24 protein-coding genes and 1 pseudogene are annotated in these 25396 nt (G+C 69.9%); 16 read left to right on the top strand and 9 right to left on the bottom strand.

The window, feature by feature from the left end; genetic code table 11:
* The first annotated feature begins 75 nt into the window (after nt 1–75).
* Nucleotides 76–828: a helix-turn-helix transcriptional regulator gene (locus tag QIS96_RS05395; RefSeq protein ID WP_282541207.1), complete on the top strand. Its 753-nt coding sequence runs from the start codon at nt 76–78 to the stop codon at nt 826–828.
* A 212-nt stretch (nt 829–1040) separates the two neighbouring features.
* On the opposite strand, the gene QIS96_RS05390 is transcribed toward QIS96_RS05395, so the two are convergent.
* Both QIS96_RS05390 and QIS96_RS05385 read right to left on the bottom strand, forming a co-directional pair.
* Nucleotides 1041–1442, bottom strand: a complete 402-nt coding sequence (locus tag QIS96_RS05390) for a DMT family transporter (RefSeq protein WP_282541206.1) — start codon at nt 1440–1442, stop codon at nt 1041–1043.
* 80 nt (nt 1443–1522) lie between these two features.
* On the bottom strand, nt 1523–1843 hold the full coding sequence (locus tag QIS96_RS05385; protein WP_282541205.1) for a DMT family transporter: 321 nt from the start codon (nt 1841–1843) through the stop codon (nt 1523–1525).
* Between the two features lie 357 nt (nt 1844–2200).
* Between QIS96_RS05385 and QIS96_RS05380 the strand changes: the two genes are divergently transcribed.
* From QIS96_RS05380 to QIS96_RS05370, 3 genes are read left to right on the top strand one after another with little or no spacing between them, the layout of a single operon-like run.
* Entirely contained in the window at nt 2201–2746 is a 546-nt protein-coding gene (locus QIS96_RS05380; protein WP_282541204.1) for an EF-hand domain-containing protein, read from the top strand.
* Nucleotides 2736–3335 carry a DUF6875 domain-containing protein gene (locus QIS96_RS05375; protein ID WP_282541203.1) on the top strand — a complete coding sequence of 200 codons (600 nt, stop codon included), beginning with the start codon at nt 2736–2738 and terminating at the stop codon, nt 3333–3335. Before QIS96_RS05380 ends, QIS96_RS05375 begins: the two co-directional genes overlap by 11 nt.
* Nucleotides 3336–3341: 6 nt before the next feature.
* Nucleotides 3342–4883 carry a pyridoxal phosphate-dependent decarboxylase family protein gene (locus tag QIS96_RS05370; RefSeq protein ID WP_282541202.1) on the top strand — a complete coding sequence of 514 codons (1542 nt, stop codon included), beginning with the start codon at nt 3342–3344 and terminating at the stop codon, nt 4881–4883.
* A gap of 143 nt (nt 4884–5026) precedes the next feature.
* Here the strand turns inward: QIS96_RS05370 and QIS96_RS05365 are convergent, their stop codons facing one another.
* A complete protein-coding gene (locus QIS96_RS05365; protein WP_282541201.1) occupies nt 5027–6022 on the bottom strand; it encodes an MBL fold metallo-hydrolase in 996 nt (331 codons plus the stop codon).
* Between the two features lie 340 nt (nt 6023–6362).
* Between QIS96_RS05365 and QIS96_RS05360 the strand changes: the two genes are divergently transcribed.
* The 4 genes from QIS96_RS05360 to QIS96_RS05345 all read left to right on the top strand — a co-directional run bounded on the left by QIS96_RS05360 (nt 6363) and on the right by QIS96_RS05345 (nt 11950).
* Nucleotides 6363–8138, top strand: coding sequence for a bifunctional metallophosphatase/5'-nucleotidase (locus QIS96_RS05360; protein ID WP_282541200.1), 1776 nt, complete (start codon nt 6363–6365; stop codon nt 8136–8138).
* A gap of 142 nt (nt 8139–8280) precedes the next feature.
* Entirely contained in the window at nt 8281–9309 is a 1029-nt protein-coding gene (locus QIS96_RS05355) for a hypothetical protein (RefSeq protein ID WP_282541361.1), read from the top strand.
* Nucleotides 9310–9932: 623 nt separating this feature from the next.
* Nucleotides 9933–10880, top strand: a complete 948-nt coding sequence (locus QIS96_RS05350; protein WP_282541199.1) for an endonuclease/exonuclease/phosphatase family protein — start codon at nt 9933–9935, stop codon at nt 10878–10880.
* Between the two features lie 47 nt (nt 10881–10927).
* Nucleotides 10928–11950 (top strand): endonuclease/exonuclease/phosphatase family protein, encoded by a 1023-nt coding sequence (locus QIS96_RS05345; RefSeq protein ID WP_282541198.1) that lies wholly within the window; start codon nt 10928–10930, stop codon nt 11948–11950.
* 94 nt (nt 11951–12044) lie between these two features.
* On the opposite strand, the gene QIS96_RS05340 is transcribed toward QIS96_RS05345, so the two are convergent.
* Nucleotides 12045–13760 carry a hypothetical protein gene (locus tag QIS96_RS05340; protein WP_282541197.1) on the bottom strand — a complete coding sequence of 572 codons (1716 nt, stop codon included), beginning with the start codon at nt 13758–13760 and terminating at the stop codon, nt 12045–12047.
* 297 nt (nt 13761–14057) lie between these two features.
* Here QIS96_RS05340 and QIS96_RS05335 point away from each other — a divergent pair, with 297 nt between their 5' ends.
* On the top strand, nt 14058–15296 hold the full coding sequence (locus QIS96_RS05335) for a hypothetical protein (protein WP_282541196.1): 1239 nt from the start codon (nt 14058–14060) through the stop codon (nt 15294–15296).
* Nucleotides 15297–15339: 43 nt separating this feature from the next.
* Here the strand turns inward: QIS96_RS05335 and QIS96_RS05330 are convergent, their stop codons facing one another.
* A complete protein-coding gene (locus QIS96_RS05330; protein ID WP_282541195.1) occupies nt 15340–15753 on the bottom strand; it encodes a contact-dependent growth inhibition system immunity protein in 414 nt (137 codons plus the stop codon).
* 153 nt (nt 15754–15906) lie between these two features.
* On the opposite strand from QIS96_RS05330, the gene QIS96_RS05325 reads away from it, so the two are divergent.
* Nucleotides 15907–16206: a hypothetical protein gene (locus tag QIS96_RS05325; protein WP_282541194.1), complete on the top strand. Its 300-nt coding sequence runs from the start codon at nt 15907–15909 to the stop codon at nt 16204–16206.
* 436 nt (nt 16207–16642) lie between these two features.
* On the opposite strand, the gene QIS96_RS05320 is transcribed toward QIS96_RS05325, so the two are convergent.
* Nucleotides 16643–17125 carry a hypothetical protein gene (locus tag QIS96_RS05320; protein ID WP_282541193.1) on the bottom strand — a complete coding sequence of 161 codons (483 nt, stop codon included), beginning with the start codon at nt 17123–17125 and terminating at the stop codon, nt 16643–16645.
* A 454-nt stretch (nt 17126–17579) separates the two neighbouring features.
* On the opposite strand from QIS96_RS05320, the gene QIS96_RS05315 reads away from it, so the two are divergent.
* The 3 genes and pseudogenes from QIS96_RS05315 (at nt 17580) to QIS96_RS05305 (ending at nt 20006) form a co-directional block, all read left to right on the top strand.
* Nucleotides 17580–18272: a GmrSD restriction endonuclease domain-containing protein gene (locus QIS96_RS05315; protein ID WP_282541192.1), complete on the top strand. Its 693-nt coding sequence runs from the start codon at nt 17580–17582 to the stop codon at nt 18270–18272.
* A 186-nt stretch (nt 18273–18458) separates the two neighbouring features.
* Nucleotides 18459–18819 (top strand): annotated as a pseudogene (locus QIS96_RS05310) (DNA polymerase/3'-5' exonuclease PolX); the annotation flags it as partial.
* A 38-nt stretch (nt 18820–18857) separates the two neighbouring features.
* Nucleotides 18858–20006 (top strand): baeRF2 domain-containing protein, encoded by a 1149-nt coding sequence (locus tag QIS96_RS05305; protein WP_282541191.1) that lies wholly within the window; start codon nt 18858–18860, stop codon nt 20004–20006.
* Between the two features lie 295 nt (nt 20007–20301).
* Here QIS96_RS05305 and QIS96_RS05300 read toward each other — a convergent pair whose 3' ends face one another.
* The gene (locus tag QIS96_RS05300; protein WP_282541190.1) at nt 20302–20556 is read right to left on the bottom strand and encodes a hypothetical protein; all 255 of its coding nucleotides are present in this window, start codon (nt 20554–20556) and stop codon (nt 20302–20304) included.
* A gap of 399 nt (nt 20557–20955) precedes the next feature.
* Between QIS96_RS05300 and QIS96_RS05295 the strand changes: the two genes are divergently transcribed.
* Nucleotides 20956–21363 (top strand): hypothetical protein, encoded by a 408-nt coding sequence (locus QIS96_RS05295; RefSeq protein ID WP_282541189.1) that lies wholly within the window; start codon nt 20956–20958, stop codon nt 21361–21363.
* On the opposite strand, the gene QIS96_RS05290 is transcribed toward QIS96_RS05295, so the two are convergent.
* Nucleotides 21356–21505 carry a hypothetical protein gene (locus tag QIS96_RS05290; RefSeq protein ID WP_282541188.1) on the bottom strand — a complete coding sequence of 50 codons (150 nt, stop codon included), beginning with the start codon at nt 21503–21505 and terminating at the stop codon, nt 21356–21358. The genes QIS96_RS05295 and QIS96_RS05290 overlap by 8 nt on opposite strands.
* Nucleotides 21502–21894 carry a CPCC family cysteine-rich protein gene (locus QIS96_RS05285; RefSeq protein ID WP_282541187.1) on the bottom strand — a complete coding sequence of 131 codons (393 nt, stop codon included), beginning with the start codon at nt 21892–21894 and terminating at the stop codon, nt 21502–21504. Before QIS96_RS05285 ends, QIS96_RS05290 begins: the two co-directional genes overlap by 4 nt.
* An 847-nt stretch (nt 21895–22741) precedes the next feature.
* Between QIS96_RS05285 and QIS96_RS37660 the strand changes: the two genes are divergently transcribed.
* Complete coding sequence (locus QIS96_RS37660; RefSeq protein WP_349017366.1) at nt 22742–23659, top strand: aromatic ring-hydroxylating dioxygenase subunit alpha; 918 nt, start codon at nt 22742–22744, stop codon at nt 23657–23659.
* Nucleotides 23659–25389, top strand: a complete 1731-nt coding sequence (locus QIS96_RS05275; protein WP_282541185.1) for a Rieske 2Fe-2S domain-containing protein — start codon at nt 23659–23661, stop codon at nt 25387–25389. The genes QIS96_RS37660 and QIS96_RS05275 overlap by 1 nt, the downstream gene beginning before the upstream one ends.
* Nucleotides 25390–25396: the final 7 nt, after the last annotated feature.

Raw genomic sequence — 25396 nt, 5'->3', positions numbered from 1 at the left:
CCGCGCGCTGACGGGAGTCGGCGCGCGGACGGGCGGATCGCGCTGCGCTCAGGCCGAAAAGGGAGGGGTCACACGATGGGTCATCCGGCGTTGCCGCCCACGCTGAGCTGTGACGAGCTCGAGGAGATCGAGGCGGCACAGGTCCGCGTACTGCAGTTGATCCGCCGGCACCGAATGCGGCTGCCCGCAGGGACGCCCAAGGTGGCCGGTCAGACGCCCGAGGTGGCCGCTCGCCGGAGCGCCTCGGGGGTTGACCTGATCCTCGATGCGCGCCGGGAGGCGTGGTTCGCCCATGCGCTGCCCACCTCGACGGACGAGACCGAGGCCCGGTACGAGGTGCTGCGCAATGCGGGCGTCAAGGTGCGCGCCCTGTATCCGCGGCAGTTCGCGGCGCTCGACGGGGCCGACGCCCACTTCGAACGGGCCGCCGACCTGGGGGTGTTGTGCCGGCTCATGTCGGTGCGACAGGTCTTCACGGCCGTCATCGACCGCGAGTGCGTGGTGCTGGCAAGGGGGGCCGAACCGGGGCGGCGGGGCGAACAGGTATTCCGCGAGCCGGGGGACGTTGCGGTACTCGCCGAGATGTACGAGCACAGCTGGGCCTCCAGCGCACCGGTCGGCGCGACGATGACCGAGACGCTGACCTGTGAACAACTCACCGCACTGCAGCTGATGAGCATCGGGATGAAAGACGACCGGATCGCCCGGCAGATGGACATCTCGCCCCGCACACTGAGCCGGCTCGTCGCCAAGGCCATGACGGAGCTGGGCGTCCGAAGCCGCTTCGAGGCCGGCATGCGCGCCAAGGAACTGGGCCTGCTCGACTGACGCCCCGTGTGGAACATAAAGAATTACCCCGTACGTTATTTGCGTTCGCGAAGTATCAAAACGGCGAATATCTCGGCGGCGTCGGAATTATCACTTGAGGAAACTGAAGGGCTTGGCGGGGAAATCCGCCAAGGCCCCCGGCGTCACGGTGCGGCGTAAACACCGGGGCATGGCTCCTGCTGCGCGTCACGGCCGTTCGGGCCGTCGCGGGGTCAGACGCCGACGGCCTGTGCCTGCCGCGGCTGGTCGACGGTCTCCTCGGCGGCGGAGGGCCTGTCGGCCAGCTTCAGCCAGACGACACCGGCGATGATCAGGCCGAGCCACAGGTACTGCACGAAGGTCAGGGTCTCGTCGAAGAACACCGGGCCGAGCACGGCCGCGCCGACCGCCCCGATGCCGGCCCACACGGCGTAGCCGATGCCGACGTCGATGGTGCGCAACGCCATGCTCAACGCCCACAAGGTCAACAGGAAGAACACGATGCCGACCAGCGACCAGGTCGGCACGGTGAAGCCCTCGCTACCGCCGACGGCGAGCGCGTAGACGATCTCGAACGCCCCGGCCAGGAGCAGCATCAGCCAGGAGCGGGCCGAGGACTGGTTGTTCGCAGACATGAGAAGGGAGGTCCTTTCGGGTTTTCGCGTACGGGGGAGTCGGATACGGGCGGACGAGCAGGCGGACGGAGAGGCGGGGATCAGGCGCCGCCGCTGAGCTGGAGACCGACCACGCCGCCGATGACGGCGAGGATGCCGATCCCCTTGCCCCAGCTCAGGCGCTGGCCGAACAGCAGCGCGCCGAGGAGCGTGATGCCGACTCCGGCCACCGAGGTCCACAGCGCGTACCCCACGCCGACGTTGAACGTCAGCAGCGCCTTGCTCAGCGCGAACGTCGCCAGTGCACCGCTGATCAGCGTCGCCGCCGTCCACTTGCGGTTGGTGAACCCCTCGGCCTTGCCGGCGGACAACGCCACCGTGATCTCGAACGCGACGGCGATGGCCAGGTAGAGCCAGTGCATGACAGAAAACCTTTCAACGGGAGGAGAGGCGGAATCCACGTCCGCTTCCTGGAATATGTTCACCGTTTCTGTCGCCGCCCGTCCAGCGAAAAGGGCGGCAGGTAATCGCCATGGCGTGAACCGGACACCCGTCGGTAATTCCCGTTCGGAAATTATCCGGGCCGCGTCCAAGTGCACACGCCCGCTGCCGGCCGCTCGACGGCGGCGGCGCCAGGCGGCCCCGGCCGGCGAGGTCCGCCGCGAGCCCCGGATGGGTGATGCCAGACAGTAAGTAAATCGCTACATCGTGTGACGATGGGGCGGGGGTGAGTGTCGGCCCTGCCGGCTCTCAAGTCGACGCATCTTCTGGAGGCCGGCATGACAGCGCTGGACAACGACGCGTACGGGAAGAAGTTGGCGGCACGCTTCGCCACGTTCGACAGCGATGGCGACAGCCACGTCACCATCAGCGACTTCGAGGGCATGGCCAGGCGAATCCTCGGCCAGTACGACCTGCCCGAGCGGTCCCCGAAGGGACAGGCGCTGGTGGAGGGCGCCCGCCACTACTTCACCGGCCTTGCAGAGGCGGCGGACAGTGACCGCGACGGCGCCCTCACGCGGGAGGAGTTCGTACGCGCCGCCCATGCACGGCTGCGGGGCGACGCGGACGGGTTCACCCAGGTGATCCGCCCATGGGCGACCGCCGTCGTGGACATCGCGGACGTGAACGGCGACGGCACCGTGCACGTGGCCGAATGGGCGCGGATGCTGCGGGCGATGGGGGCCACCGCGTCCGGGGCGCCGGCTGACGCGGCGCGAGTCGACGCGGACGGCGACGGGGTGGTCAGCGTCGACGAGGTCATCGCCTCGGCGGTCACCTTCTACACCACCGACGAGCCCCACGACGAGTTCGATGAAGGTTGAGCAGTGGTGTGCTCCCCGGCTCCTGAGTGAGCATCAAGGGGACGCGTGGGGCGACGGGGTGTGGCAGGCATTGGAGCAGTGGGTGCGCGAGTACCTCTGCCACTCGCACCCGGACCTGGGGCGGGACGGACCGGTATGCCCCTACACCGTGCGCGCCCTGGAACGGGAAGCGTTGTACGGCGTGGTGTGGCCGTACCCGGTGAGCGAGGTGGGAGAGCTGACCCGGATCATGCGCGGCTACGTGCACTGGTTCGACCGATCCTGCGGCGCCGATGCCGACCACGCCCTGCTGGCGGCGTTCCCCACCGTGCCGCGGAGCCGTCAAGCAGAGCTCATCGAGGGCACACAGCGGCAGTTGAAGACCTCCGTGGCCCAACAGGGGCTGATGATCGGCGAGTTCCACGACGGCCCACCCTCCGCACCGGGTGTGCGCAACCCCGCGTTCCGCCCGCTGCGCAGCCCCGTACCGCTGCTGGCAGTACGCCACATGGTCCGCTCCGACCACGTCTTCCTCGACCGGACCCCGGAGCATCGGGCCGCCTACCGGGCCCACTTCCCGCAAGCCGACACCGACCAGCACACCAGGTGAGTGACCGTGCCCCTCCCCACGAGCCGCCCCACCCCCTCGGGCGGCAGCGGACCCGACCTCCCCACGGCCACCGACAGCGGTACGGGAGTGGGCGCCGGCAGTACGGGCGTGGGCCCGAGCCACATGTCGCCGGGGGAATTCCGCCGCTGCGGCCATGCCGTGGTCGACTGGATCGCCGACTACTGGCAGGACCTGCCGAGCCGCCCCGTCACTCCGCCGGTCACTCCGGGGCAGGTCGCCGACCGGCTGCCCGCACAGGCCCCGGAGACAGGGGAGGACTTCGGGACACTCCTGCAGGACCTGGACACGCTGATCCTTCCCGGCATGGCGCACTGGCAGCACCCGGGCTTCCTCGGGTTCTTCCCCATGACCACCTCGGGCCCTGCCGTACTGGCGCAGATGCTCACCGCCGGGCTGAACGCCCAGGGCATGGCCTGGGCCACCAACCCGGCCGCCACCGAGCTCGAACAACGGGTCATGGACTGGCTCGCCGACCTCATGGCGCTGCCGGACCGCTTCACCCGCGGCGGAGTCATCCAGGACACCGCCTCCTCCGCCATGCTCGTCGCCCTGACCGCGGCCCTGTGGCGCCGCGCCGGCGAACAGTGGCGCAACCACGGAAGCGGCCCCGGTTACACCGTCTACACCTCCACCGAGGCCAACTGCTCGGTACACAAGGCCGTGCGCCTGAGCGGCCTGGGGGACCTGCAACTGCGCCGCATCCCCGTCGAATCGCACACTCAGGCCCTGCGGCCCGACCTGCTGCGCCAGGCCGTCGAAGCAGACCTGTCCGCGGGCCTCACACCGGTCGCCGCCATCGCCACCATCGGCACCACGTCCACCACCGCGATCGACCCCCTCCCGGCCGTCGCCGACATCTGCCGCAGCCACGACGTGTGGCTCCACGTCGACGGCGCGTACGCCGGTGTCGCAGCGATCTGCCCCGAACTGCGGTGGATCAACGACGGCCTCGAACACGCCGACAGCTACAGCGTCAACACCCACAAATGGCTGCTCACCGGCTTCGAATGCAGCCCCATGTGGTTCGCCGATCCGGCAGCGGTCACCCAAGCCATGACCGTCACCCAGAGCTATCTGCGGGAGGTGACCGGCGACCCGCGGCAGGCGCCCGACTACCGGGACTGGCAGATCCCGCTCGGCCGCCCCTTCCGCGCCCTCAAACTGTGGTTCACCCTGCGCTGGTACGGAGCCGACGGCCTCCGTGCCCACCTGCGCCGGGGCGTCGAACTCGCCCGGATCTTCGCCGACTTGGTCCGTGGCGACGATCGCTTCGAGGTCGTCGCCCCGAGCCCGTTCGGCCTGGTCTGCTTCCGCCTGCGGGCCGACTGTTCCGTCAACGCCCAGCTCCTGAAGCGCCTCAACGCCGGCGGTGACATCCTGCTCAGCAGCACCGACGTCAACGGCCGCTTCACCCTGCGCATGGCAGCAGGCGGCACTGCCACCACCGCCGACCACATCGCCCATGCCTGGTCTCGCATCCGCGCCGAAGCCGACCGTCTCACCGGCACGGGACACCGGAGCGGGTAGCAGGCCCGGCTGGGCGCTGTGCAGCATCGAGATCAACTGGCCGCACCCGTCGACCAGTTCGACCTCACCGCACACCGCACACCGCACACCGCAGGCCGCACACCGCCGCGCCCAGGCAAGGGCACGGCCGGGGTGCACGTTGGTCAGGCGCGGAGGGGGAGTTCCATGAGGTCCTTCCCGATCACGACCTTGCCGGTGAAGCCGCGGCGGGCCCGGCGGTACCAGGTCGACGTGGGGACACCGGTGGGCATGAGGTGGCTGAGCACGAGCGTCGAGACGCCGGCCCGTTCGGCCAGGGGCCCGACCTCGTCGACGGAGGTGTGCGACTCGGCGAGATGCGCGAGGACTTCGGGCGGCGTCCCGGCCGCTCGCTGCGCCTCCAGGTCGATCGCCTCATGGACGAGTACGTCGGCTCCGTGGGCGAGCCGCTCCACGTTGCCGGAGGCGGCCGTGTCCCCGGAGAAGACGACCGAGCCGTCCGGGGTGTCGAAGCGGTACGCGAAGGACGGAAAGACCGGCCCGTGCGGCACGAGGGTCGCCGTCACCCGCACGACTCCGTCGTCCGAGACCGGGAACGGCTCCATGTCCGGTGCCGTCTCCCCGAGTGCACTCGCACCGACCACGGGAACCTCGACCTCGTGGACGTCCATCAGTTCGCGCGGGTCGGAGATGTTCGAGTACCGCATGAACAGATTGGTCTGGTAGGCGAACGCCGCGACCTGATGCCGCATCAGCGCCGCGGTCCCCGGCGTCGGCTCGTCCGGGCAGACCACCGGCGCACCGGGCCGCCCTGGCGGCAGCGCCCCCGCGGGTCCCGGGCCGTACACCGGTACGGGTTCGCGCACGCGGTCGCCCGCGTCGTTCGGGCCGAAGCCGCCGAGCAGGAAGAAGTCGTGGAGGTCGCAGACGTGGTCGGCGTGCAGGTGTGTGACGTAGAGGCCGCGCAGCCGGGAGAGTTTCAGCCCGGCCCGGACGTACTGGGAGACGGCGCCGCGACCGCAGTCGATGACGTAGACCCGGTCCCGTACGGCCAGGGCGGTGGCGATGCCCGTCGCAGACGGCTCCGGTGGCGGCCCGCCGAGAGTGCCGAGAAGCACGAGCCTGCTGCTGCCGGTCTCCGGCCGTTCGCGCGGTGGCACGGCAGAGGCGTACGAGGGTGACGTGCCCAACCCTCCCGCCGCGGTGACGGCCACGGCCGACGACCTCAGAAACCATCGCCGCCCGGGGCCGCCCTGCCCTGGCTCCGCCGACCCGGAACTGTCGTCCACGACCTGTCCCATGGCGCCTCCTGCTCAGAGATTTTGGTTAAGCGCTTAGCAATTCAGGGGTGAGAGGAGCGTAGTGCGGGGTGCGCGGGGCAACAAGGGGCGTGCACGACCTGGCTCGGCGGCGGTCGGTTCACTCGCGGTGGTCAGACCAGTTGGGAGAGGTGCGGTGTGTCCAACGTCATTACTCTGCGTGACTACATAACGTCAGGGCGTGATCGAAACCTCGAAGGGCCTGCGCCCTCGCTTCTCTCGATATGCGGCGGCCGCGATCGGGCTCGCCCTGTGCGTGCCCGCCGCATCCGCGACTGACTCCGCGACCGCTGTCGCGCCGGCCCCGGCCCCGGCCGCGCGCGCCGGCGTGCCCGTACAACTCCTCGCCCTGAACGACCTGCACGGCAACCTCGACCCCGTCGAGGGTCCGGCCGGGCAGGTCGCGCGCGGTGGCGGAGCTCCGGTACAGGCGGGCGGACTGCCCCAACTGGCCACGCTGATGGACAAGTCCCGCGCCGGCCGGCCCAACTCCCTGACGGTCGGCGCCGGGGACATGATCGGCGGCAGCCCGCTCCTCTCCGCGCTCTTCCACGACGAACCGACCGTCCACGCTCTGGAGCAACTCGGGCTCGACGTCACCTCAGTGGGCAACCACGAGTTCGACGAGGGACCGGACGAGCTGAAGCGCATGGCGTACGGAGGCTGCCACCCCGAGGACGGCTGTGCCCCCGGCGGCGCGTACGACGGCACCGACTACCCGTATCTCGCCGCCAACGTGACGCGGAAGGGCAGCACCGATCCGCTGCTGCGGCCGTACACGGTCAAGACGCTGCCCGGCGGACAGAAGATCGGGTTCATCGGCCTGATCACCAAGGACGCGCCCGAGGCGGTCAACGCCGCCCAGATCCGCGACGTGGAGTTCCACGACGAGATCCCCGTCGTCGAACGCTACTCAAAGGAGTTGAAAGAGCAGGGAGTTGACGCCCAGGTGCTCCTGATCCACGAGGGCGAGGCCGAGAACGGGGCGGCGGGCGGCGGGAACTGCGACGCCGACGAGCCCGGATCCCAGCTGCGCGGCCGGATCAAGGAGATCGCCGAGCGGGCGACGAGCGCGGTCGACCTCATCGTCAGCGGCCACTCCCACGCGTCGTACGAGTGCACCGTCACCGACCCCGCCGGCAGGCCCCGGACGGTGACGCAGGCCGACTCCTTCGGCCGTTCCTTCACCGAGCTGCGCTTCGACCTGGACGACAGCGGGGACGTCGTCCGCCGCACCGTGACCGCGCAGAACCACGCCGTGCCCGTCAGCACCCCGAAGCAGCCCGCGATGAACAAGCTCATCGACACCTGGCGCGAGCGTTCCGCGACGGTCGCGAACCGAACCGTCGGCTACATCTCGGCCGACATCCCAGGCCGCGGCGCCACCACGAAGGAGACCCCGCTCGGCAGTCTGATTGCGGACGCGCAGGTGGAGGCCACCCGCGGTTACGAGGCCGAGGTGGCCGTCCTCACCCCGGGGGATCTGCGCGCCGACCTCGTGCACAAGGGCGACGGAGCGATCACGTACGCCGACGCGTACCGCACCCAGCCCTTCGGGACCACGCTGACGACGATGACGCTCACCGGCGAGCAGCTGCTCGACGTCCTGAAGGAGCAGTTCACCGGCCTGAACGCGCGAAACCCTCGCATTCTGCAGCTCTCCTCGAAGCTCCGCTACTCGCTCGACATGAGCCGTACGGGCGCCGACCGGGTCCTGACGGACACCGTCAAGGTGAACGGCGAGCGGGTGCGGCCCACCGCGAAGTACCGCGTCACCGTGAGCGACTTCCTCGCCGGCGGCGGCGACGGCTTCCCCACGTTCACCAAGGGAACGGACCGCGAGGGCGGCGAGGTGATCGACCTGGACGCGCTGGTCCACTACCTGGAGGCCCACTCCAGCGCGGAGACTCCCCTCGCCCCGCCCGCCCCCGGCCGGATCACGTTCCTCAACGGGTAGACGGGCGTTCGTCGTTGTGGTGGTCGACCGTGATGAGGTGCTCGGGTCCGGGCGCCACCTCGACTTCGTCGTCGACATCCGAGCCGTCGGCGTCACGGATGAGGCCGGTGGCTGCGGCCTGTCGGTGATTAGGGTCGTGTTCATGACGAGGACCACGCCGCCACGCCCGCTCGATGTCGAGGCGCTCTTCCCCGAGTTGGCCGCCTACCGCGGGACCACCACTCGGTTGCACCCGCGGCCGGGCAGCCCAGATATCTCGTCCAGTTCCGTGGGCGGGCCCCTGCTGTGGCCGAGAGACGAACCGTGGCCGGTGTGCACCGAGCCGCACGCGCGGGGCGCCGGCCGGCGCCCGGCCGACATCCACCGGGAGCGCCAGGTCCTCGCAGCGGCCTGGGACCGCGCCCCGGACGCCGGCCCGACGGAGCAGGAGCGAGCACTTCTGAAGGAGCTGGCGCAGAAACACCGCGTCGCCGGGTTGGCGGACACCGACCCGCTGCCGATGCTGGGCGTCGCCCAGTTCTACCGGCGTGACCTCCCCGACCTGCCGGCGGGCCCGGACGGCGCCGATCTGCTCCAGGTGTTCTGGTGCCCCTTCGACCGGCACGGAAGGACCGGATACGGAATGTCGCTCGACCTCCGATGGCACCGGTCCTCGGAGGTGACGGAGATGCTGCCCGCACCGCCCCGGCCGGCCGTCGTGGGCTTCGAGGGGTACGTGCCGCAACCCTGCGTGCTGCACCCGGAGCAGGTGACCACGTATCCGTTCGCCGGCCTGCTTCCCGACGAGTTGTGTGCTCGGATCGACGCCTGGGAGGAAGCCCTTGAGGAGGAGGCCTCGGCTGCGCCGGACGACGCACCCGGACCGCCCGCCTACCAGTACGACCTGTCGATTCCGCCCGGCTGGCGCGTCGGAGGCTTCGCGTCCTGGCACGTGACCGATCCCTCGCCCATGGACTGCCACGCCTGCGGCGCACCGATGGACCTGCTGCTGACGATCGACAGCCGTGAGTGGGACGGCGGCAACGGCAGTTGGAAACCGCTCGAGGACCGAGACCTGCCCGCGCACCGATCCGCCTTGCCGACCGAGGTCGCCGTGGGCCGTTGGGGCCAGTTGAACGTCTTCTCCTGCCCCGCCACCCGCTCGCATCCGCACCGCTGGAGCGTGCAGTAGTGCTGTCACTTCTCGGGACCATCGAGCACAGGACGAGTCGTGTCTGCGGAGTAGGGGTACGAACGGTTGGCCGTGACGGGCGACGCTAGGGGGCGTCTCCCCGATCTTTGCGGGTCCGCGGCGCCTGGCACGCTCCCCCAAGCTCTCGGCTGCGCTCGAGCAGGGAGGTACCCCCATCGCCGCACGCCCGAATCACCCAAGTACGTCCAGTACGAGGGAGATCCGGGCGCACGCCGAGAGCACGCACCAGACGCCGCGGCCTGATCCGCAAAGATCGGAGAGACGCCCCCTAGCACCGGCGACCGACAACGCCGGAGCGGCGGCAAGTTCGCGGCACACAACAGCCCCTGCAGCAAAGGCCGTTCGCACTTCAAGCGCGGCTCGCGCACGCTGCGGAAGATGGGCCCCTGCCGGTTGAGGTGGTGGTCGCGCTTGGGCGGACGGGAGTCTGCGGTCGTTGTCCGTGGTCAATGGGGGTTGTCCTGTTGCCGGCCTGCGGATTCGCGGTCGTGGCCGGTGGACAACGGCGGTTTCCCGGAAGGTGTGCGCACCTGTTGGCAACGACCTTCGGAGGTTGTGTGGTGCGTAGGATTCTCTGTCGTTGTTCGCGTGTCTGCCGTGTGGTGGCAGTCGCGCTGTTCGCAGCGGTGCTGCTGGCCCCCGGTGGGGTGGCCAGTGCCGCGGACGTCCCTCGGCTGCCGAAGTACGTCTCGGTGCTGAGCTGGAACATGTGTGGTGCCTGGGACGGGTGCACGGCGTGGGAGAAGCCGGCTGAGAAGGTCGGCCTGGTCGTCGAGGCGGTCGAGGACGATCCGAGTGTGGCGGTTGTCATGCTGCAGGAGGTCTGTCGGGGGCTGCACGCCGAGCCTTTGCAGGAGCGGCTGGGGGAGGGCTGGCAGGTGCAGTTCCGCGCCGCCCCCGTGGTGCCCAGGTACGAGAAGGGGAACCTCGTGGGCCCCACCGACCGGGCCGACGACCTCCACAAGGTGAACCTGTGCTCCGCCGACAAGCGGAACGTCCCGCCGGGCGGCCCGCCCACCGATGAGGCCGGAGTCCTGGTCGCCATGAAGAAGCTGCCCGGCAGTGAACTCCACGGCGAGAACATGTCGTTCGTCCAGGACGTCAGGCAGGGCGCGGCCTGCATCAAGGACACCGGCAACCTGCTGTTCGCCTGCAGCAGCCATTTCCTCAACAAGGTGGCTGATCCGGACGAGGAGAGCCGGGTCCGCAGCGGGTGGAACTTCCGCGACCAGACCTTCCACCTCCAGGCCCAGGGCTACCGGACCGTCATCGGCGGCGACTTGAACGCCAGGCCGGACACTCGGCCTTTGCAGCCGCTGTACGAGGGGAACTTCGAGGCCGATGTCAACCTGCAGCGTGCCACGCACCCGGAGGGCAAGCTCGATCACGTCTTCTTCAGCGACTACGGGTGGGACCTGGTCGGCGCGAGTGTGGACTATCCCGGGACCGTCGAGGGCCTGCCCGGACTGTTCACGCTTCCGAGGTTCGGCGAGCGGCTGAGCGACCACTCGATCCTCAAGGGCGTCGTCGAACCGGTCAGCGGCTGGTGAGGGAACCCATGCGTACCTGCACCCGCAGGGCACTTGCCCTGACCGCAATGCTGCTGGCCGCTGTCATGGCTTTCCCGGCCCCGTCCGGCGCGAGCGAGCCGTTCGCGGCCTCCGAGTACCAGATCGGTACGTTCAACATGGCCGGCGGCAACGCCGAGCACGGGGTGAAGGGAGTGGAAGCGCCCGAGGCGCTGGTCCGCAGTGTCCAGGAGCGGCGGCCGGCCTTCGTCGCCGTACAGGAAGGCTGCGAGGACTGGAGCAACACGCTCCGCGACCGGCTGTCCGGTGAGTACGCCGTCTATTTCGACGCGGTACGGCGAGGCGACCTCAGCGGCGCGACCTGCCGGCACGGCGATGTGCCGTTCGGCAACGCGGTGATCGTCCGCAAGGACGTCTTCGCGGCGGCCGGCAGCCGGGCGCCATCCGCCCTGTCGCCTCATGCCCTGTCCCCGTCGGCGCCTTCCCCGTCGGCGCTTTCCCCGTCCCTGGCCTCGTCGGTTCTGTCCCCGACGGTCCGGTCCCACGAGCTGACGGGCGATGTGATCGACCGCTTCAGGGCGGCCGGTGACCACGAACGCGCGACGGAGTACGCGACGAAGGAGCGCCGCGAGATGCTCTGCGTACGGTCCGAGACCAGACGGCTGGTCGCCTGCTCGGCACATCTGACGCATGACGACCGCGACTTGCGTATCGCGGAGGCGTCCAGGGCTCGGGAGATCCTGCGGGACGAGTACCCCGGGTACACGAAGCTGCTCGGCGGCGACTTCAACGACGACCCGCTGTCGGCGACGGCCGACCACTTCTACGCGCCGGGCTACCAGCGGGACGCGGAGGGAGAGTTCAAGGAGGCCAACAGCCCCTGCGGCAACGAGATCCGCGAGACGAAGCTGGTCCGGGGCCCGGCGGGCTGGCCGACCTCGACGTACTGCCGTTCCGGCGAGGCGACCCACAACAGCGGCATGAAGATGGACGCGCTGTATGTGCCGCCGTCGGTGGAGGTGCGGTGGTCGGACGCGACGCAGGCACTGCATTCGGATCATGTGCCGTTGTGGGCAGGGGTGATGCTCTGACCAGCTGAAAGGTGTGCGGGCCGGGAACCCTCCCGGCCCGCACACCTTCCGCCCACATCCCGTTCGCGGGCCGTGCCCGCCTCGTACCGCGTCCTCAGTCCGTGCTGGCGATGGCTGCGGCGGAGCCGCCGACGCGGGTCCACTCGGTCCCGTTGCCCGTCCAGCGCCACAGGGTGCGGCGATCGGAGGCGAGGCGGTAGACATGCCGGTCGCCGACGCTGAGCATGGCGCTCTTGGGGCCGATGTCTGTCCAACGTTCCGGTGTGCCCGTGTACCGCTTGATACGACCCGTGGCCGAGTCGACGGCGAAGAGGCCTGCGCCGCCCGCGTGGAGGGAGTCGGCGGCACCACCGATCCGGGTCCACACATCGCCTCTGCGCGTCCACTGGAAGATGCTCTTACGGTCGGGGGACAGGCCGTAGAGGTCGTCGGCACCGACGGCGAAGCTCGCTCCCGGGTTGCCGATGCGGGTCCAGGTGCCGTCGCTCTGGCGGCGAATGAGATGTCCGTCGCCGGGCCGGGTGGCGAAGAGCCCCGCACCGCCGGCGTAGATGTGCCCGGCGGGCCCGCCGATGGGAGTCCACTTCTTTGCGGCGCGGTCGTAGCGCATGACGGCGTCGCGCCCTGGCGTGAGCGCGTACAACTTCTCCCCGCCGAGGGCGAATTCGGCCCCTGCGGACCCGATGTAGGTCCAGGTGCCCGGGGCCCCGTCGTAGCGGAAGATCCGCCCGTCGACGGGGTCGGTGGCGAAGACCCCGGCACCCCCTGCGTAAATCTCGCCCGCCACGCCACCGACCTCGGCCCATTCGGTACCTTCGCCGGTCCAGCGCAGCACCTTGCTCCGGTCGAGACTCACGGCGTAGAGCGGACCGGAAGCATCGGCGGGCCCTTTCCGGTCCCGTCCCGGGTCACCGATGACCGCTGGTCCGGTGGCGGAGACGCCGGGTCCGGGGGTGGGGGGTGTGCGAGCTGCTCCCGACGGTGTCTTGGCGGTGGGGGTGGCGCCGGGCTGCTTCGGGGGCGCGCCCGCGGTCTCCCGATGCTGGTGAAGAAGCCCGGCGACGGCGGCACCGGCGACGAGGAGCGCGACCGTGCTCGCACCGATCAGGGCGCGCCGGTAGCGGCCGGCCCGGTGCGGTGCCGGTCCGCGCTCTTCCTTGCCGGTTGTTCCCGCCGCATCATCGGCGACCTCGGCTCCGGCCTCTGGTTCAGGCTCTGCCTCGGCTTCTTCCCCTGACTCTGTCTTGGCGTCTGTCTTGGCGTCTGTCTTCGCCTCGGCCTTTGCTTCGGCCGTTGCCTCGGCCCTGTCCGGCTCCCGCTGTTCCTCCTCCACGCCGTCCCGGAGGCGGGCCTGGATGTCCGCCACGGCTCGCGTCGCGGTTTCGTGGGCGTCCTGAGCCTTCGTCAACTGTCGCCGGACCTGGTCCAGTTGGCGGGTCTCCCCGGACGCCGCCTGCTCCACGGCCGGGCTCTGCTGCTGGAGGTTGTCGATGATGCCCAGGAGACGCTGTACCAAGCGGCGTGACGACTCCAGGTCAGCCTGTGCCTGCCGGAGGGATTCCTCGGCACCCGGTGCGGGGGCGGTCTCCGCCTCCGCCGCGAGCGCCGCGTCGTGCAGGCGGCGCGCCTTGGCCAGCATTTCCTGGCGGCCTCTCGCATCGCGTACCCGGTCCTTCACGACGAGGTTCAGACGCCCCAGCGGGATGAGGCGGGCACCCGAGCGGTACTCGCTCCACACCGTGCGGCCGCCCCGCCCGGCGTCGTCCTTGTAGCGCTCGGCGAGTTCCCGTACGCCCAGCCCGTCGGTCAAGTCCCGTAGAAATCGGGCGAGTTCGTTCGCCGCTGCACTCGCTCCCTTCGGCGCTCCCTGGGGTCGCCCTGCTCTGGCCATGTCCCTCCCGTTGTCCGTGGACAACCCCCGTTGTCCACCCCCTCACACCACTGTGGCCTGCAATTTCGCGCCCAAGCCGCCCGGCCGGCCACCCCGCCGAGCAAGGTGGGCAGCGGGCCTTCCACGCTGACCGCCGCGCCAACTCTCCACGCCCCACACCAGGTTCACGCGGGAAAACAGGCCGTGATCGGTTTTCGTCCAATACCGGGAGCTGACTTGTCTCGAATTCGTACGTCCATCAGGCGCTGCGCACCGGCGCTCGTCGTCTGGGTCCTCGCGGCGGGTGCCGTTTCCTCCACGCCCGCCCAGGCCGACACCGCCCAGGCGAGCGCCCGCCCCGTCGTCTCCACCGGCACCCTCGGCGCCCACACCGCACCCGGCGGGAAGGTGACCCGTCGGCAGATCGTCGCCCGTGCCAGGTCATGGGTCGACCAGAAGGTGCCGTTCAGCTCCAACGGGCTCCAGGCGCCGTTCAGTTGGTGGTCCGACGAGACCACCGGCGGCGCCTACCGACAGGACTGCTCCGGCTTCGTCTCCATGGCCTGGCAGCTGCCCCGGAGTCTGACGACCCGCAGCCTCGGCAGCGTAGCCGAGAGGATCTCGTTCACTGAGCTGAAGCCGGGAGACATCCTCAACTCGCCGTCCCACGTGGTCCTGTTCGGCGGCTGGGAGAACCGCGCCGAGGGCACCTTCCACTACTACCAGCAGAGCAACCGCTCGCGCCCCGCCCACAAGGCCTTCGGCAGCCTCAACGCCGACCGCCTCGCGGGCCCTCCGCTCTCCGCATACACAGCTCTGCGTTACGACAAGGTCGTCGAGGAGCCCGTAGGCGAGGCCGCCGACTCCGCCCCGTCAGCCCCGCAGAAGCCGGCCGCCCCAAAACCCGCCACCCCGGCACCGAAGCCACCCGCAACACCCCCGAACCCCAACCCAGACCACAACCCCAACCCCAAGCCCAGGTCCAAGCCGGCCACCACCGCCCGTACTCCACAAGGCAAGCCCGTCCCCCTCGGTTCCTTCGTCGCGGCCGGCGGGCGCGTCTACGCCCTGGCCGCGGACCGCAGCGCCGTCTACCGGTGGAGCGCACTCGGCGCCAAGTGGCAGCGCATCGGCGGCCCGGCACGCAGGCTCTTCGCGGGCGCGGGCGGCCTCTTCGCCACGAACCCCCACAGCGGTGACATCCACCGGTTCAGCGGCCGCCCAGACACATGGATCCGTATCGGAGGTCCCGGCAGGTCGTTCGTCGTGAGCGGCGGGCGGCTCTACGGCCTGTCGCCCGACCTCAGCGGCGTCTACGAATGGACCGGCAAGGACGACGCCTGGACGAAGATCGGCGGCCCCGCGGGCCGGATCAGCACAGCCGACGGCAGCCTCTTCGCCACCAACCCGGACACCGGTGACCTGTACCGCTACCTCGGCAGCCCCCACGAGTGGCAGCGGGCCGACGACGCATAGGCGGTCCCCCGGAGGGCGGAAAAGCTGCCCTGGTCGGTGCGATTCAGGCTGGGGTGACGAAGCGGGCGAGTTCCTCGGCGGCGCCGCGGGGCAGGCTGGCCACCACGCCTTCCGGCAAGGTCGTGAGCACGGTGCGCAAGCCCGCCTGGAGGTCTGGGAACAGGGCCCAGGCCGAAGCAGGGGCTTTCACGGTGGCAAGCAGCAGGTCGCCCTCGTAGAAGTAGGCGTCGAGCAGCGGTTCCTCAAGCAGCAAGCGCACTGCGAGCGGAAGGACGTACGGCAACGCCACCTGCTGAGCCACGAGGGTACGCAGGTCCGCCGGGCTGAGTTCGCCCAGCGGAACCCGCCGCAACTCATGCACCTTGCGCACCAAATGGGTTGCGTCAGAGCCCGGAGGCGCCCAGCGGGGTGGGTCCAGCTCATCGAGCGTGCGGTCGAGATGCAGCAGTTGGTCCATGGGGCTCATTGTCGGCGGGAGGGTGCCCGAAGGCGATCTGGTCCATGAACTGTGCTGATGCCACGATGAGTTGGCTATATCGCGGAGGGGGTGGGGGAGCGCGTACGGGACAGGCGGCGGATTCAGGCTGCCGTTCGACCGAAGGACTGAGCCGTGCCCGACCGACCTGAGATTGTCTGCATCTGCGGCTCTACCCGCTTCGTGGACGAGATGCGTGCGGCGAACCGTGATCTGACCGTCGCAGGTGTCATCGTCGTCGCGCCGGGCGAAGCAGACGAGTTGATCACCAACGAGCAGAAGACCGTGCTGGACGCCCTCCACCTCCGCAAGATCGACCTGGCTGACCGGGTTCTGGTCGTCAACCCCGGCGGGTATATCGGCGAGTCCACGAGCAGGGAGATCGCATACGCCCGCGCCACCGGCAAGCCGATCTCGTTCACCGATCCCGTCTGACCAGCAGACGCTTCGTGGTGCGCGCGAGCAACGAGTCTCGGTCAGTCTCGGAGCGTGTTGCCAGCGGGGCTTCGAAGTCGTCGGGCGCAGCCTTGTGCCGATGTTCCTCAAGCCCCGTCGCCCGCGAAGCGGCGCACGGCAGCGGGGTGCAGTCGATCAGCCGCCCGAGGCGCCGGCACCTCGACGAGCACCGTCGCGTGGGGCGTTGGCCGCCTCGAGCGGACCATCGCGAGCAGACGCGGCGCGACGTCGGCCGGCGCAACCCGGTTGGGCAGGAGCCGACTTGGTGCCGTGCACGTCATCCCCGGCGGGCGCCCAACGACAGCTACGACCTCTCCTTGCGCAAGCGGAACGCCTGAATGCTCAAAGCATGAGCACGCCACTCCGGAGCTGCGTCCGACGCCAGGCGTTGACCCACCGGGGATGTGAACGGCCCTCAGGAAATCGAGCGGATGAGCACCTCACAGTCGGTGCCGAACTTCCACCAGCCGCTCTTCTTGTGGGTCCAGGTCATCTTGCCCTTCGAGCCGCCGAACGTGCATACGTAGGAGCCCTTGAACGTCTTGCCCTTCGGTACATAGAGGGCGTCCAGGTCCTCGTTGGTGTCCATGCCGCGGGTCTGTCCGGGCTTCACATACGAGGTGCGGCCGGACTTGCAGGCCGCCTTCTTCTGGTAGGCCTGGTTGGTGCCGTCCCTGCCCCAGGACTCGCAGATCTTGACGCGAGTATTGGCCTCATTGCCGACGGTGCCGCACCACCAGAAGGTGCACCCGTCACCCATGGGCCGAACCTCTTTGGCTGTACGGGTGAGCCGGTCCTGGCTCGACGCCCCGGTCGGCTGGGCCACAGCGGTCCCCGCGACGGCAAACGCCATGATTCCGGTACCGGCCGCCGTGACGAACAGTCGTCGTGCACGCATCTGATCCCCCTGTTCCGCGCCGCTTCCCCCCCAGGGGCGACGCATCTCCGTACAACAGATCGCCAGTGACGCTACGAACGATTTCGTCGCCTCGCACGCTCTTTCGGCCGCGCCCGAAAGAGCGTGTCCGCACTCGGGTTCCCCGCGCCACCCGCACGAGCAGGCCCCGCGTGCCCGCGCTGCCTGCGACGGGTTGAGGGTGCCGCGGTAGGCCCACCACGCGTGCGTCTCAACGAAGTTTGGCGCTGCTCACAGGGCCGAGGAAGCCGGCCTCGGCTCCGTGCCGTCTTCGGGCAGAGCGGAACGCCGGGCCGGGCTCGTCTTCCAGGTCACCCGCCCTGCTGGTGAGCGGAGTTGAGAGGATCGTTTCCCCGGTGAACCTGTTCGCCCGTGCGGCTGAGGCATGTGTGAAACCTGGGCTGGGGGTCGGCCGGCGGCCGGTACCTCTTCGGTCGTGATCAAGAAGCTGCTGCGTGGCTCGGCCGCGCTCGCCCTCGCCCTGACCCCTCTCGCCCTGACCCCTCTCGCTCTGCCGTCCCCGGCTGCCGCGGCACCGTCGGCCGGCGCCGCCGGAGTACTGGCACTTGAAGACGCGGTCGGGCAGATCCCTGTCGCTGAGGAATCCCGCCAGGGGTACACCCGCAGCAAGTTCAAGCACTGGAACGCCGGCCTGGACGCGGACGACGGCTGCAACACCCGGGCGGAGGTCCTTGTCGCGGAGGCGGTCGAGGCCCCGGACGTCGCGGCGGGCTGCAAGCTCTCCGGCGGCATGTGGACCTCGTACTACGACGGGCAGGAAGTCGACAAGTCAGGCAAGCTCGCCGTCGGCCATATGACCCCGCTCGCGGAGGCCTGGGACTCGGGCGCCTCGAAGTGGACTCCCGCGCGGCGGGAGGCGTACGCGAACGACCTGGACGCCGAGGCCTCCCTCGTGGCGGTGACCGCGCGGACGAACCGTCAGAAGGCCGACAAGGACCCGGCGCAGTGGATGCCCCCGAACCCGGACGCGCAGTGCCGCTACATCGCCGAGTGGACCGCCACCAAGCTCCGCTGGGGCCTGAGCGCGGACCAGGCCGAAGCCGACGCCCTGAAGGTATTCGCCGAGGCCTGCGAGACCACCGTCGTCCACCACACCCCCGCGCCGTAGCCGGCCTGGGCCGGCGGCCCGCTCGACACCCGCCGGCCTCGCCGAGCGACAGTTCACACTGCAGAGGCCAGCTCGGTCGAGACGAGCTCGCCGCACTCCACATCGCAGGCATCCTCATCTGGTCAGCGAGGTGATCCAGAAGAAACGCCCTAGGCCTATGGAAGCGTCTCCTGGTAGCCGTGCAGGGTCGACATCATCGGACACCCGACCACCCGGAAGATCGGCAAGCGGCCGGGCATAGACGTGGGCCTCGACGCGGTGTCCGCCGCCTGCGCCCGCACCGGGACGGCTCGCGAGATCAACTCGGACCCCGACCGGCTCGACCTCAGCGACGAGCGCATTCTGCCCGCCAAGGAGTACGGCGTGAAGTTCGCCATCAACACCGACACGCACACGACGCTTCACTTGGGGTACTTGCGTTACGGAGTGGGCACTGCACAGCGCGGTCGGCTGACCGCGGACGAGGTGATCAACACCTGGCCCCTTGCCGCGCCTGCGCCGCTTTCTTCACAAGCAGGGATCTGCCGGTACATCGGCCTCGTCCTAACCTGGTAGTACGCACTGTCCCCGATCAGGGGGAAGATCATGGAACTCGGTTTCCTCAAACCGCTCTTCGAACGTCTGGGCCCCTGGGCCTCTGTGTACATCGACACCACACGCACGACCGAGGACGCGCAGCAACAGCAGAAGCTCCGTGAGCGCTCCGTCGCATCGCAGCTCATCGACGGGGGCGCCAACGCGTACACCTGCCGGGCGGTGATGGACCGGCTCGCGCACGAACCGGCATCCGGGGCACCTCCCGGCCGGGCCCTCTTCGCCACGGGCGCCGAGGTCGTGCTCGACATCCCACTCGGCGTGACCCCGGTCCCCACCGAGGCGACCTGGTCACTCCTGCCGCACATCGCACCACTCCCCGCCCTCATCGGTGAGGAGCCGACGTGCCTGGTCGCTTACATCGACCACACCGGCGCCGACATCGAGCTGCGCGAGACACTGCGCAGCCAGACCGTGGCCACGGCGAACGGCAAGGAGTGGCGGGGCCGCGGACACCGCAGCGTCCCCGCAGACAGGCACGAGTGGCACTACCGGAACAAGGTCGAGAACACCTGGAACGAGACCGCCGACATCATCGCGGACGAGCTCGCCCGGCAATGGCCTTCGAACGGCGCCCAGCTGCTCGTCCTGACCGGCGACTCCCGCGAGCGCCGGGCCGTGTACAACCGGCTGCCCGAGCAGCTCCGGGCGGTCACCGTGGAGGCCGAGAACGGCGGCAGGTCGCCGGGCGCCTCCAAGGCCGTACTGGATCGCCAGATCGCGCAGGCCTGCGAGCAGTACACGCAGGCCCACCTCGAAGAGGCCCTCAACCGTTTCCGGGCCGGCCGAGGCCGCCCCGGCGAGCACGGCGCACGCGGTGCCGACAGCAACCCGGGAAACGCGGCCGAAGGAGTGCCGGCCGTCGTGGACGCGGCCCGCAGCCACCAGGTCGGCACACTGCTCCTCGGCCAGAACGGGGCCGACGCGGGCCGCGACGTCTGGATCGGGCCCGGCGTCGACCAACTCGCCGTACAGCGCGGCGAGGCGCGGGCCATGGGTGTCAGCAAACCGGCGCCGGCACGCGCGGACGACGCCCTGCTGCGGTCCGCCGCGGCAGCCGACGCCGAGGTGCTCCTGGTCCCCGAGGGAATGCAGGGCCCGGCGGGCGGCCTCGGCGCGGTGCTGCGCTGGAGCGCTTGAGAAGCGGGGAGGCCAAGGGAAGACCCTGAATCGTTCCCGATGACGGTGAAGCGGGCGCGGTCCAACATCCGTGAGTCGGGGGCCAGTTGGGGAGTGAAAATTTGGAATCAGCGCTTCGGGGTTGTCCTTGCCGAGCATCAGCCACTGCTCGCGGGTGCCCTCCAGAGCTCAGCCGCCAACGGGCTTGCGCGAGTTGCCGGATACGCGGGTCGTTGGCGTAGTGCAACCGTGACGAACCACCCATTGTGCTCGTCTTCGGGCGCGGCCGGTCGGGCGGTCGCCGCCATGGGCTCGCTCACCGCGCCTCACGCCGTTCGGGCCGCCCAGGCAGGCGGCGGCCTCGGCGCCACGCGATGATCCGGGCCTGCAGGGCGTCGTGTGCGGTTGGCGTCGACTCTCGTTCGTGGGCGACGGCCAGGCCGACGCCGTCGGCGCTCGCGGCGGTGGTGATCCTCGGTTGGGCCGTGTCCGGGCGGGCCAGGGCGTGGCGCCCCTGGTGGACGATCTGGCCGCCTTGGCTGATGGTGAGCCGGTCGGCACCGGCCTCCATCCATGGAGTCTCGACGGGTCGGCGTCGCCGAACTCGGGCGGCCCGGCGAACCATCCAGCCAACTCGTCGGCAGGTGCGGTGTGTTCGACGTGCCGGAGTGCGCGGCTGTCCTCTGTCACCTCGTACGTCTCCGCTGCGGCCTCCACGGTGACCACTAGCCCGTCTCCTGGCTCCGACGGATACCACGGGGCTCGGGTGACCGCGTCGTGCCCGCTGAGCACCGCGCCGACCTCGCCCGTAAGATCCCGGCACCGCTTGGCGTCCTCGGTCCGGCCGAGCGGCGACCGGGGCCTGTCCTCGACGGCGGCCTCGGGCGCGTTCAGTCCGGCCGAAGCGAGCTGTTCGCTGACGTACGCGCTGACGCGCTCGGCCTGATGGTGCATCAGGGCGGCGAGCTGATTGACTCCCGGCTCGCGGCGCTCGCTGCGCAGGGAGGAGTACGACCCGGACGCCGGGGAGCTGCTCGGCACCGGCTACGACGACCACGCCGCGCCGGTCACCTCGACGGCCGCCGAACTCCACCGCGCCGGGATCGGCCACCGGCATCAGCCCGGCCCTCTGACGGCTGACCTGCTACCTGCCGGGCTGCGCCTGCGCCGGCAGCACGCGCACAACCGCATGGCGGTCGCCGAGCTGCTGGCGCAGGTAGCCCAACAGCGCCGCCCCGCGTCGTCGATCTCCAGGCTCGGCAGGGCCATGGCCGCCCATTCGTGGACGGTCGGGTTGTCGCTGTCCAGCATGCCGATGGGAGCGGGGCCGCAACGGGGATTGCCCACCTCCTCGAAGACCTCGAAGGCGGTCAGCTGACCGAAGCCGCTGAGGGAGAGCAGGCCGTTGACGACGGCGGTATGGCGTCGGCGCGGATCCAGACCAGCTCCGCTCGGGGGACGTAGGACTTGTGAGCCTTGCCGCCGAGCTGCTGGACCAGTGACTCGATGTGGGAGGTCATGACACGGAGTGGTTCCGGCGCCAGAAAGTGGGCAGCCACCAGCAGAGCACCGAGCGGTCGTCGGGCCACGGGGCGCGGTCCTCGGCGTCCCAGTCCTCGAAGGAATCGCGTGTCAGGTCGATGGGGCGCCAGGCGGGGTCGAGCGGCTCGTCCTCGGTCGGAGGGCGGACGTATCGGCGGCCGTGCTCGTCGCAGGCCCCGAAGTTCTGGTAGCTCCGCTGGGCCTCGATCAGGGAGACCTTGTTCGCGCCGCCGCCCATGGCCGGCCAGCGGAACTGGACCCCGTCGTCCTCCCAGAAGCAGACTGAGCAGATCTCGTACGAGCCAGGCATCGCGCCCAGTACGCGGTGTCCGCAGCAGGGGCAGGGGCAGGGGCAGGAGTCGCTCACCTGTGCAGTCTCGTCGCAGGCTCCGCCGACGTGCCATGGATTTCTCTGCCCTGAGGTGCCCAGCCAGTCCGCATCCAGTCCGCAGGACACGGCCGGCTTCGCGAGAGCGTCGCCGTCTATGTCCAGGTCATCCACGAACACCGCACGGAGCTGGACCGGTGCCCCGACAACAACACCCAGCGCAGTCTCGTCCGGTGCCTTGCCACCAGCATCATCTGATACGCGGGAACGTCAGGTGATCCGTGATCGATTGAGGAGCTGTGTCGTATCCCTTGATTGATGACACTCTGTCAGACTCGGCGTTCCGGGACCTGGCCGCCCAGGCCGAGTTCTTGCCTCATCGAGGGAACCCGAGTCCTGCCGCCGGCCAAGGCCAAGCCGGCCGCCGACGCCTACCGCGCTGTCCTGGCCAGGGCATTCGGGCAGGTCTCCGCCTCAGGGGGCTCTCCGCGTTCCAGCCGCGCCTGAAGGGCCGTCAATTCGTCAAGGCACGCGCGGAGTTGAGAGCCGCTGGACGTAGGTGTGCTCTGGAGAGTCTGTCGGATCTGGGTGATGGCGCGGGCGACACTGCCGCTGGTGACTTCCTCGTGCTTCACGCGTCCTCCTTCCCGTTTCGTGCCGTGGTGGAATCGGCTTCTTCCCGGGGGCCGGCGTCTCCGTCCGCGCCCGAAAGATCTTCGTTCACGGGTCTTGAATGTCGTGTCTCGACTGATGTTTCCTTCTAGCCGGCACCAGCTTGGGAGTGATCTCCGCCAAATCCGTGGTCGTCGACGTCGACCTCCGGAGCGGGACGGCTCACCCTGCCGTCACCCCTCCCCTCCCGAGCGTCTGTGCAGGGAGACCTCCCATGGCTCCGAAATCCCTGAACCAACCGTGCGAGGACAAAGTCCTGCTCGACCTCTGGCACCCCCTGGGGGCCGTCGAGGCCATGCCCCGGAACCGCGTGCGACATGATCGGCTACTCGGCGTTCCCCTGACGCTGGGCCGATCTCCCGAGGGCAGGCCCGCCGTATGGCGGCGACCGCCCGACGGTCCTCAGCCGACCGTCTGGCCTGCTGAAGGGCCCACAGGCCCCACCCTGCCGGTGATCGAGCAGTACGGCTGCCTGTGGACGTCGTTGGGCACACCTCGTCCGATATTTCCCATCCCGGAAGCCGAAGAACGTGACCGACGCCTCCTCCACGCCGGCTCCGTCATGCTCCACACCTCAGCCCCCCGGGCCGTCGAGAACTTCCTCGACATGGGGCATTTCCCCTTCGTCCACACCGCTGTCCTGGGCGACGAGCCGCACACGGAGGTGAAGGACTACACCGTCGAAGTCTCCGTGGCCGACCAGGAAATCCTCGCAACGGACTGCGTCTTCTACCAGCCCCAGGCCGCGCTCGGCGCCCAGGGCGGGGCGGACGTCGACTACGTGTACCGGGTCCCGCACCCCCACTGCTCCGTGCTGTACAAGTCGAGCCCCGGGTACGAGGGACGGCTCGACGCCATCGCCCTGTTCGTGCAGGCACTCGACCAGGAACGCATCCGCGCCCACATGTGGCTCTGCCTCCTGGACGACGACCAGCCCGACTGGGCCCTGCGCCGCTTCCAAATGTCGATCTTCGGTCAGGACAAGCCCATCCTGGAGAACCAATTGCCACGCAGGCTGCCGCTCGACCCGAGGGCCGAGACGCCGATCCGGGCCGACAAATCCGCCGTCGCCTACCGAAGATGGCTCGGTCAGCTGGGGGTCCGCTACGGGGTCATTGCGGGGGCCGCGTGATGAGTGCGGAAGAACTGCTGCTGCGCGCGGAGAACGCCTGGCACCCGGTCGCTTCCGAGAGCGATCTCGTCCACCGGCACGTCTTTCACGGCCAGCTACTGGGCCAGGAGCTTGCCCTCTGGCGGGCAGACGACGAGCACATCAACGTGTGGGAGAACCGCTGCCTGCACCGGGGGGTGCGACTGTCGATCGCCGTGAACGACGGCCGCGAGCTGAAGTGCCAATACCACGGCTGGCGGTACGCCAACCGGACGGCGGCCTGCACGTACATCCCGGCCCACCCCGCGGATGCGCCGGCACGAACGATCCGTAACGGCACCTACCCGGTCCGCACGAGCGGAGGAATGGTCTGGACGGCGGTGGGGCAACCCACCGGTGAGCCGCCCGCGCTCGGCCAGGGGCTGGTCCTGCGTCCTGTGCCGGTGCGGGCCCGGCCCGCGGACGTGATCACCCTCCTCTTGGAGCAGCCGCCCGCTCTCCCGGATGCGCAGCCGCCGACCGCGAAACGACGCGGGGACCTGGTCGTCGAGCTGGAGAGCGTGGGCTTCCTCGTCGTGCAGCCGATGGACTCCGACCGCGCCGTCATCCGGGGCGTGCTGAGCAGCCAGGGACCGGCGGGCGAGCGCTTGCGGATCCTGCGGCACTTCGACGCCGCCCTGACGCGGTTGCGGGACACCGCCCAGGACCGGGCAGCGGACGAAGCCGCACCGGCACCGCTCCTGCCCCGCTACGAACCCGTCCCGAAGCACCTGGCTTCCCTGCCCGAGAGCAGCGGCCACCACGACCTGCCGACCCGGGTCCGGGTGGTCAGAACGTGGTCGGCCGGAGCCGGCGTCCGCGGCCTGGAGCTGGGACCGGTGGACGACCGTCCGCTCCCCACGGGCCAAGCGGGCGCCCACCTCGATGTCGCCCTTCCCGGCGGGCTGGTGCGGCAGTACTCCTTGGTGAACGGACCTGGCGAGACCCACCACTACGTCATAGGCGTAAAGCTCACCCCCGGCTCGGCAGGTGGATCGGCAGCCGTGCACGAGCGGGTGCGCGAGGGGGACGTGCTCGCCGTGTCACTGCCACGCAACGGCTTTCCCCTCCGGCGAGACCGCACCCGCACACTCCTGATAGCCGGGGGAATCGGAATCACCCCCCTGCTCGCGATGGCGCAGACGCTGGAGCACCAGCGGCTCTCGTACGCGTTGCACTACTTCGCCGCTGGCGAAGCCGACGTGGCCTTTCGCGAACGACTGGCGGCGCTCGGCAGCGTCCGAACCGTCACCGGCCTCGATCCCGCGGCCACCGAGGCCGAGTTGGAGCGGCTTCTCGGCGCGGCCGGCGAGGACAGCCAGGTCTACTTCTGCGGACCTCCACCCATGCTCGACGTCGCACGGGATGTCGCCGGCCGGACCGGCTGGCCGCGGGACAGCGTGCACTTCGAGTACTTCCGGAACGACCGCACGCTCGACCACAGCAGTCGATTCGAGGTCGTCCTCGCCCGGTCCGTCCTGAACCTGACCGTGGAGCCGGGGCGCAGCATCCTCGAGACCGTGCGTGCGGCCGGAGTAGGAGTGCCCTCCTCGTGCGAGCAGGGCGCATGCGGCACATGCCGGGTGGCCGTCATCGACGGCCGACCGGACCACCAGGACGTCTACCTCGACGACGAGGAGCGGGCGGCAGGCGACTCCGTCATGACCTGCGTGTCCCGGTCGCTCACCCCCCGGCTGACTCTCGACCTGTGAGGAGCTG

The organism is Streptomyces cavernicola, from assembly GCF_029968035.1.
GTDB classification, from domain to species: domain Bacteria; phylum Actinomycetota; class Actinomycetes; order Streptomycetales; family Streptomycetaceae; genus Streptomyces; species Streptomyces cavernicola.
Note: the sequence above shows the minus strand (reverse complement) of the source record. Positions and strands in the feature narration are given on the sequence as shown.

Coding starts and splice junctions, on each gene's coding strand:
- QIS96_RS05390 (WP_282541206.1), bottom strand. CDS start 1,442: ATGTCTGCGAACAACCAGTCCTCGGCCCGCTCCTGGCTGATGCTGCTC.
- QIS96_RS05380 (WP_282541204.1), top strand. CDS start 2,201: ATGACAGCGCTGGACAACGACGCGTACGGGAAGAAGTTGGCGGCACGC.
- QIS96_RS05305 (WP_282541191.1), top strand. CDS start 18,858: ATGGAACTCGGTTTCCTCAAACCGCTCTTCGAACGTCTGGGCCCCTGG.
- QIS96_RS05300 (WP_282541190.1), bottom strand. CDS start 20,556: ATGGAGGCCGGTGCCGACCGGCTCACCATCAGCCAAGGCGGCCAGATC.
- QIS96_RS05345 (WP_282541198.1), top strand. CDS start 10,928: ATGCTGCTGGCCGCTGTCATGGCTTTCCCGGCCCCGTCCGGCGCGAGC.
- QIS96_RS05330 (WP_282541195.1), bottom strand. CDS start 15,753: ATGGACCAACTGCTGCATCTCGACCGCACGCTCGATGAGCTGGACCCA.
- QIS96_RS05375 (WP_282541203.1), top strand. CDS start 2,736: ATGAAGGTTGAGCAGTGGTGTGCTCCCCGGCTCCTGAGTGAGCATCAA.
- QIS96_RS05355 (WP_282541361.1), top strand. CDS start 8,281: ATGACGAGGACCACGCCGCCACGCCCGCTCGATGTCGAGGCGCTCTTC.
- QIS96_RS05385 (WP_282541205.1), bottom strand. CDS start 1,843: ATGCACTGGCTCTACCTGGCCATCGCCGTCGCGTTCGAGATCACGGTG.
- QIS96_RS05320 (WP_282541193.1), bottom strand. CDS start 17,125: ATGCGTGCACGACGACTGTTCGTCACGGCGGCCGGTACCGGAATCATG.
- QIS96_RS05275 (WP_282541185.1), top strand. CDS start 23,659: ATGAGTGCGGAAGAACTGCTGCTGCGCGCGGAGAACGCCTGGCACCCG.
- QIS96_RS37660 (WP_349017366.1), top strand. CDS start 22,742: ATGGCTCCGAAATCCCTGAACCAACCGTGCGAGGACAAAGTCCTGCTC.
- QIS96_RS05290 (WP_282541188.1), bottom strand. CDS start 21,505: ATGACCTCCCACATCGAGTCACTGGTCCAGCAGCTCGGCGGCAAGGCT.
- QIS96_RS05395 (WP_282541207.1), top strand. CDS start 76: ATGGGTCATCCGGCGTTGCCGCCCACGCTGAGCTGTGACGAGCTCGAG.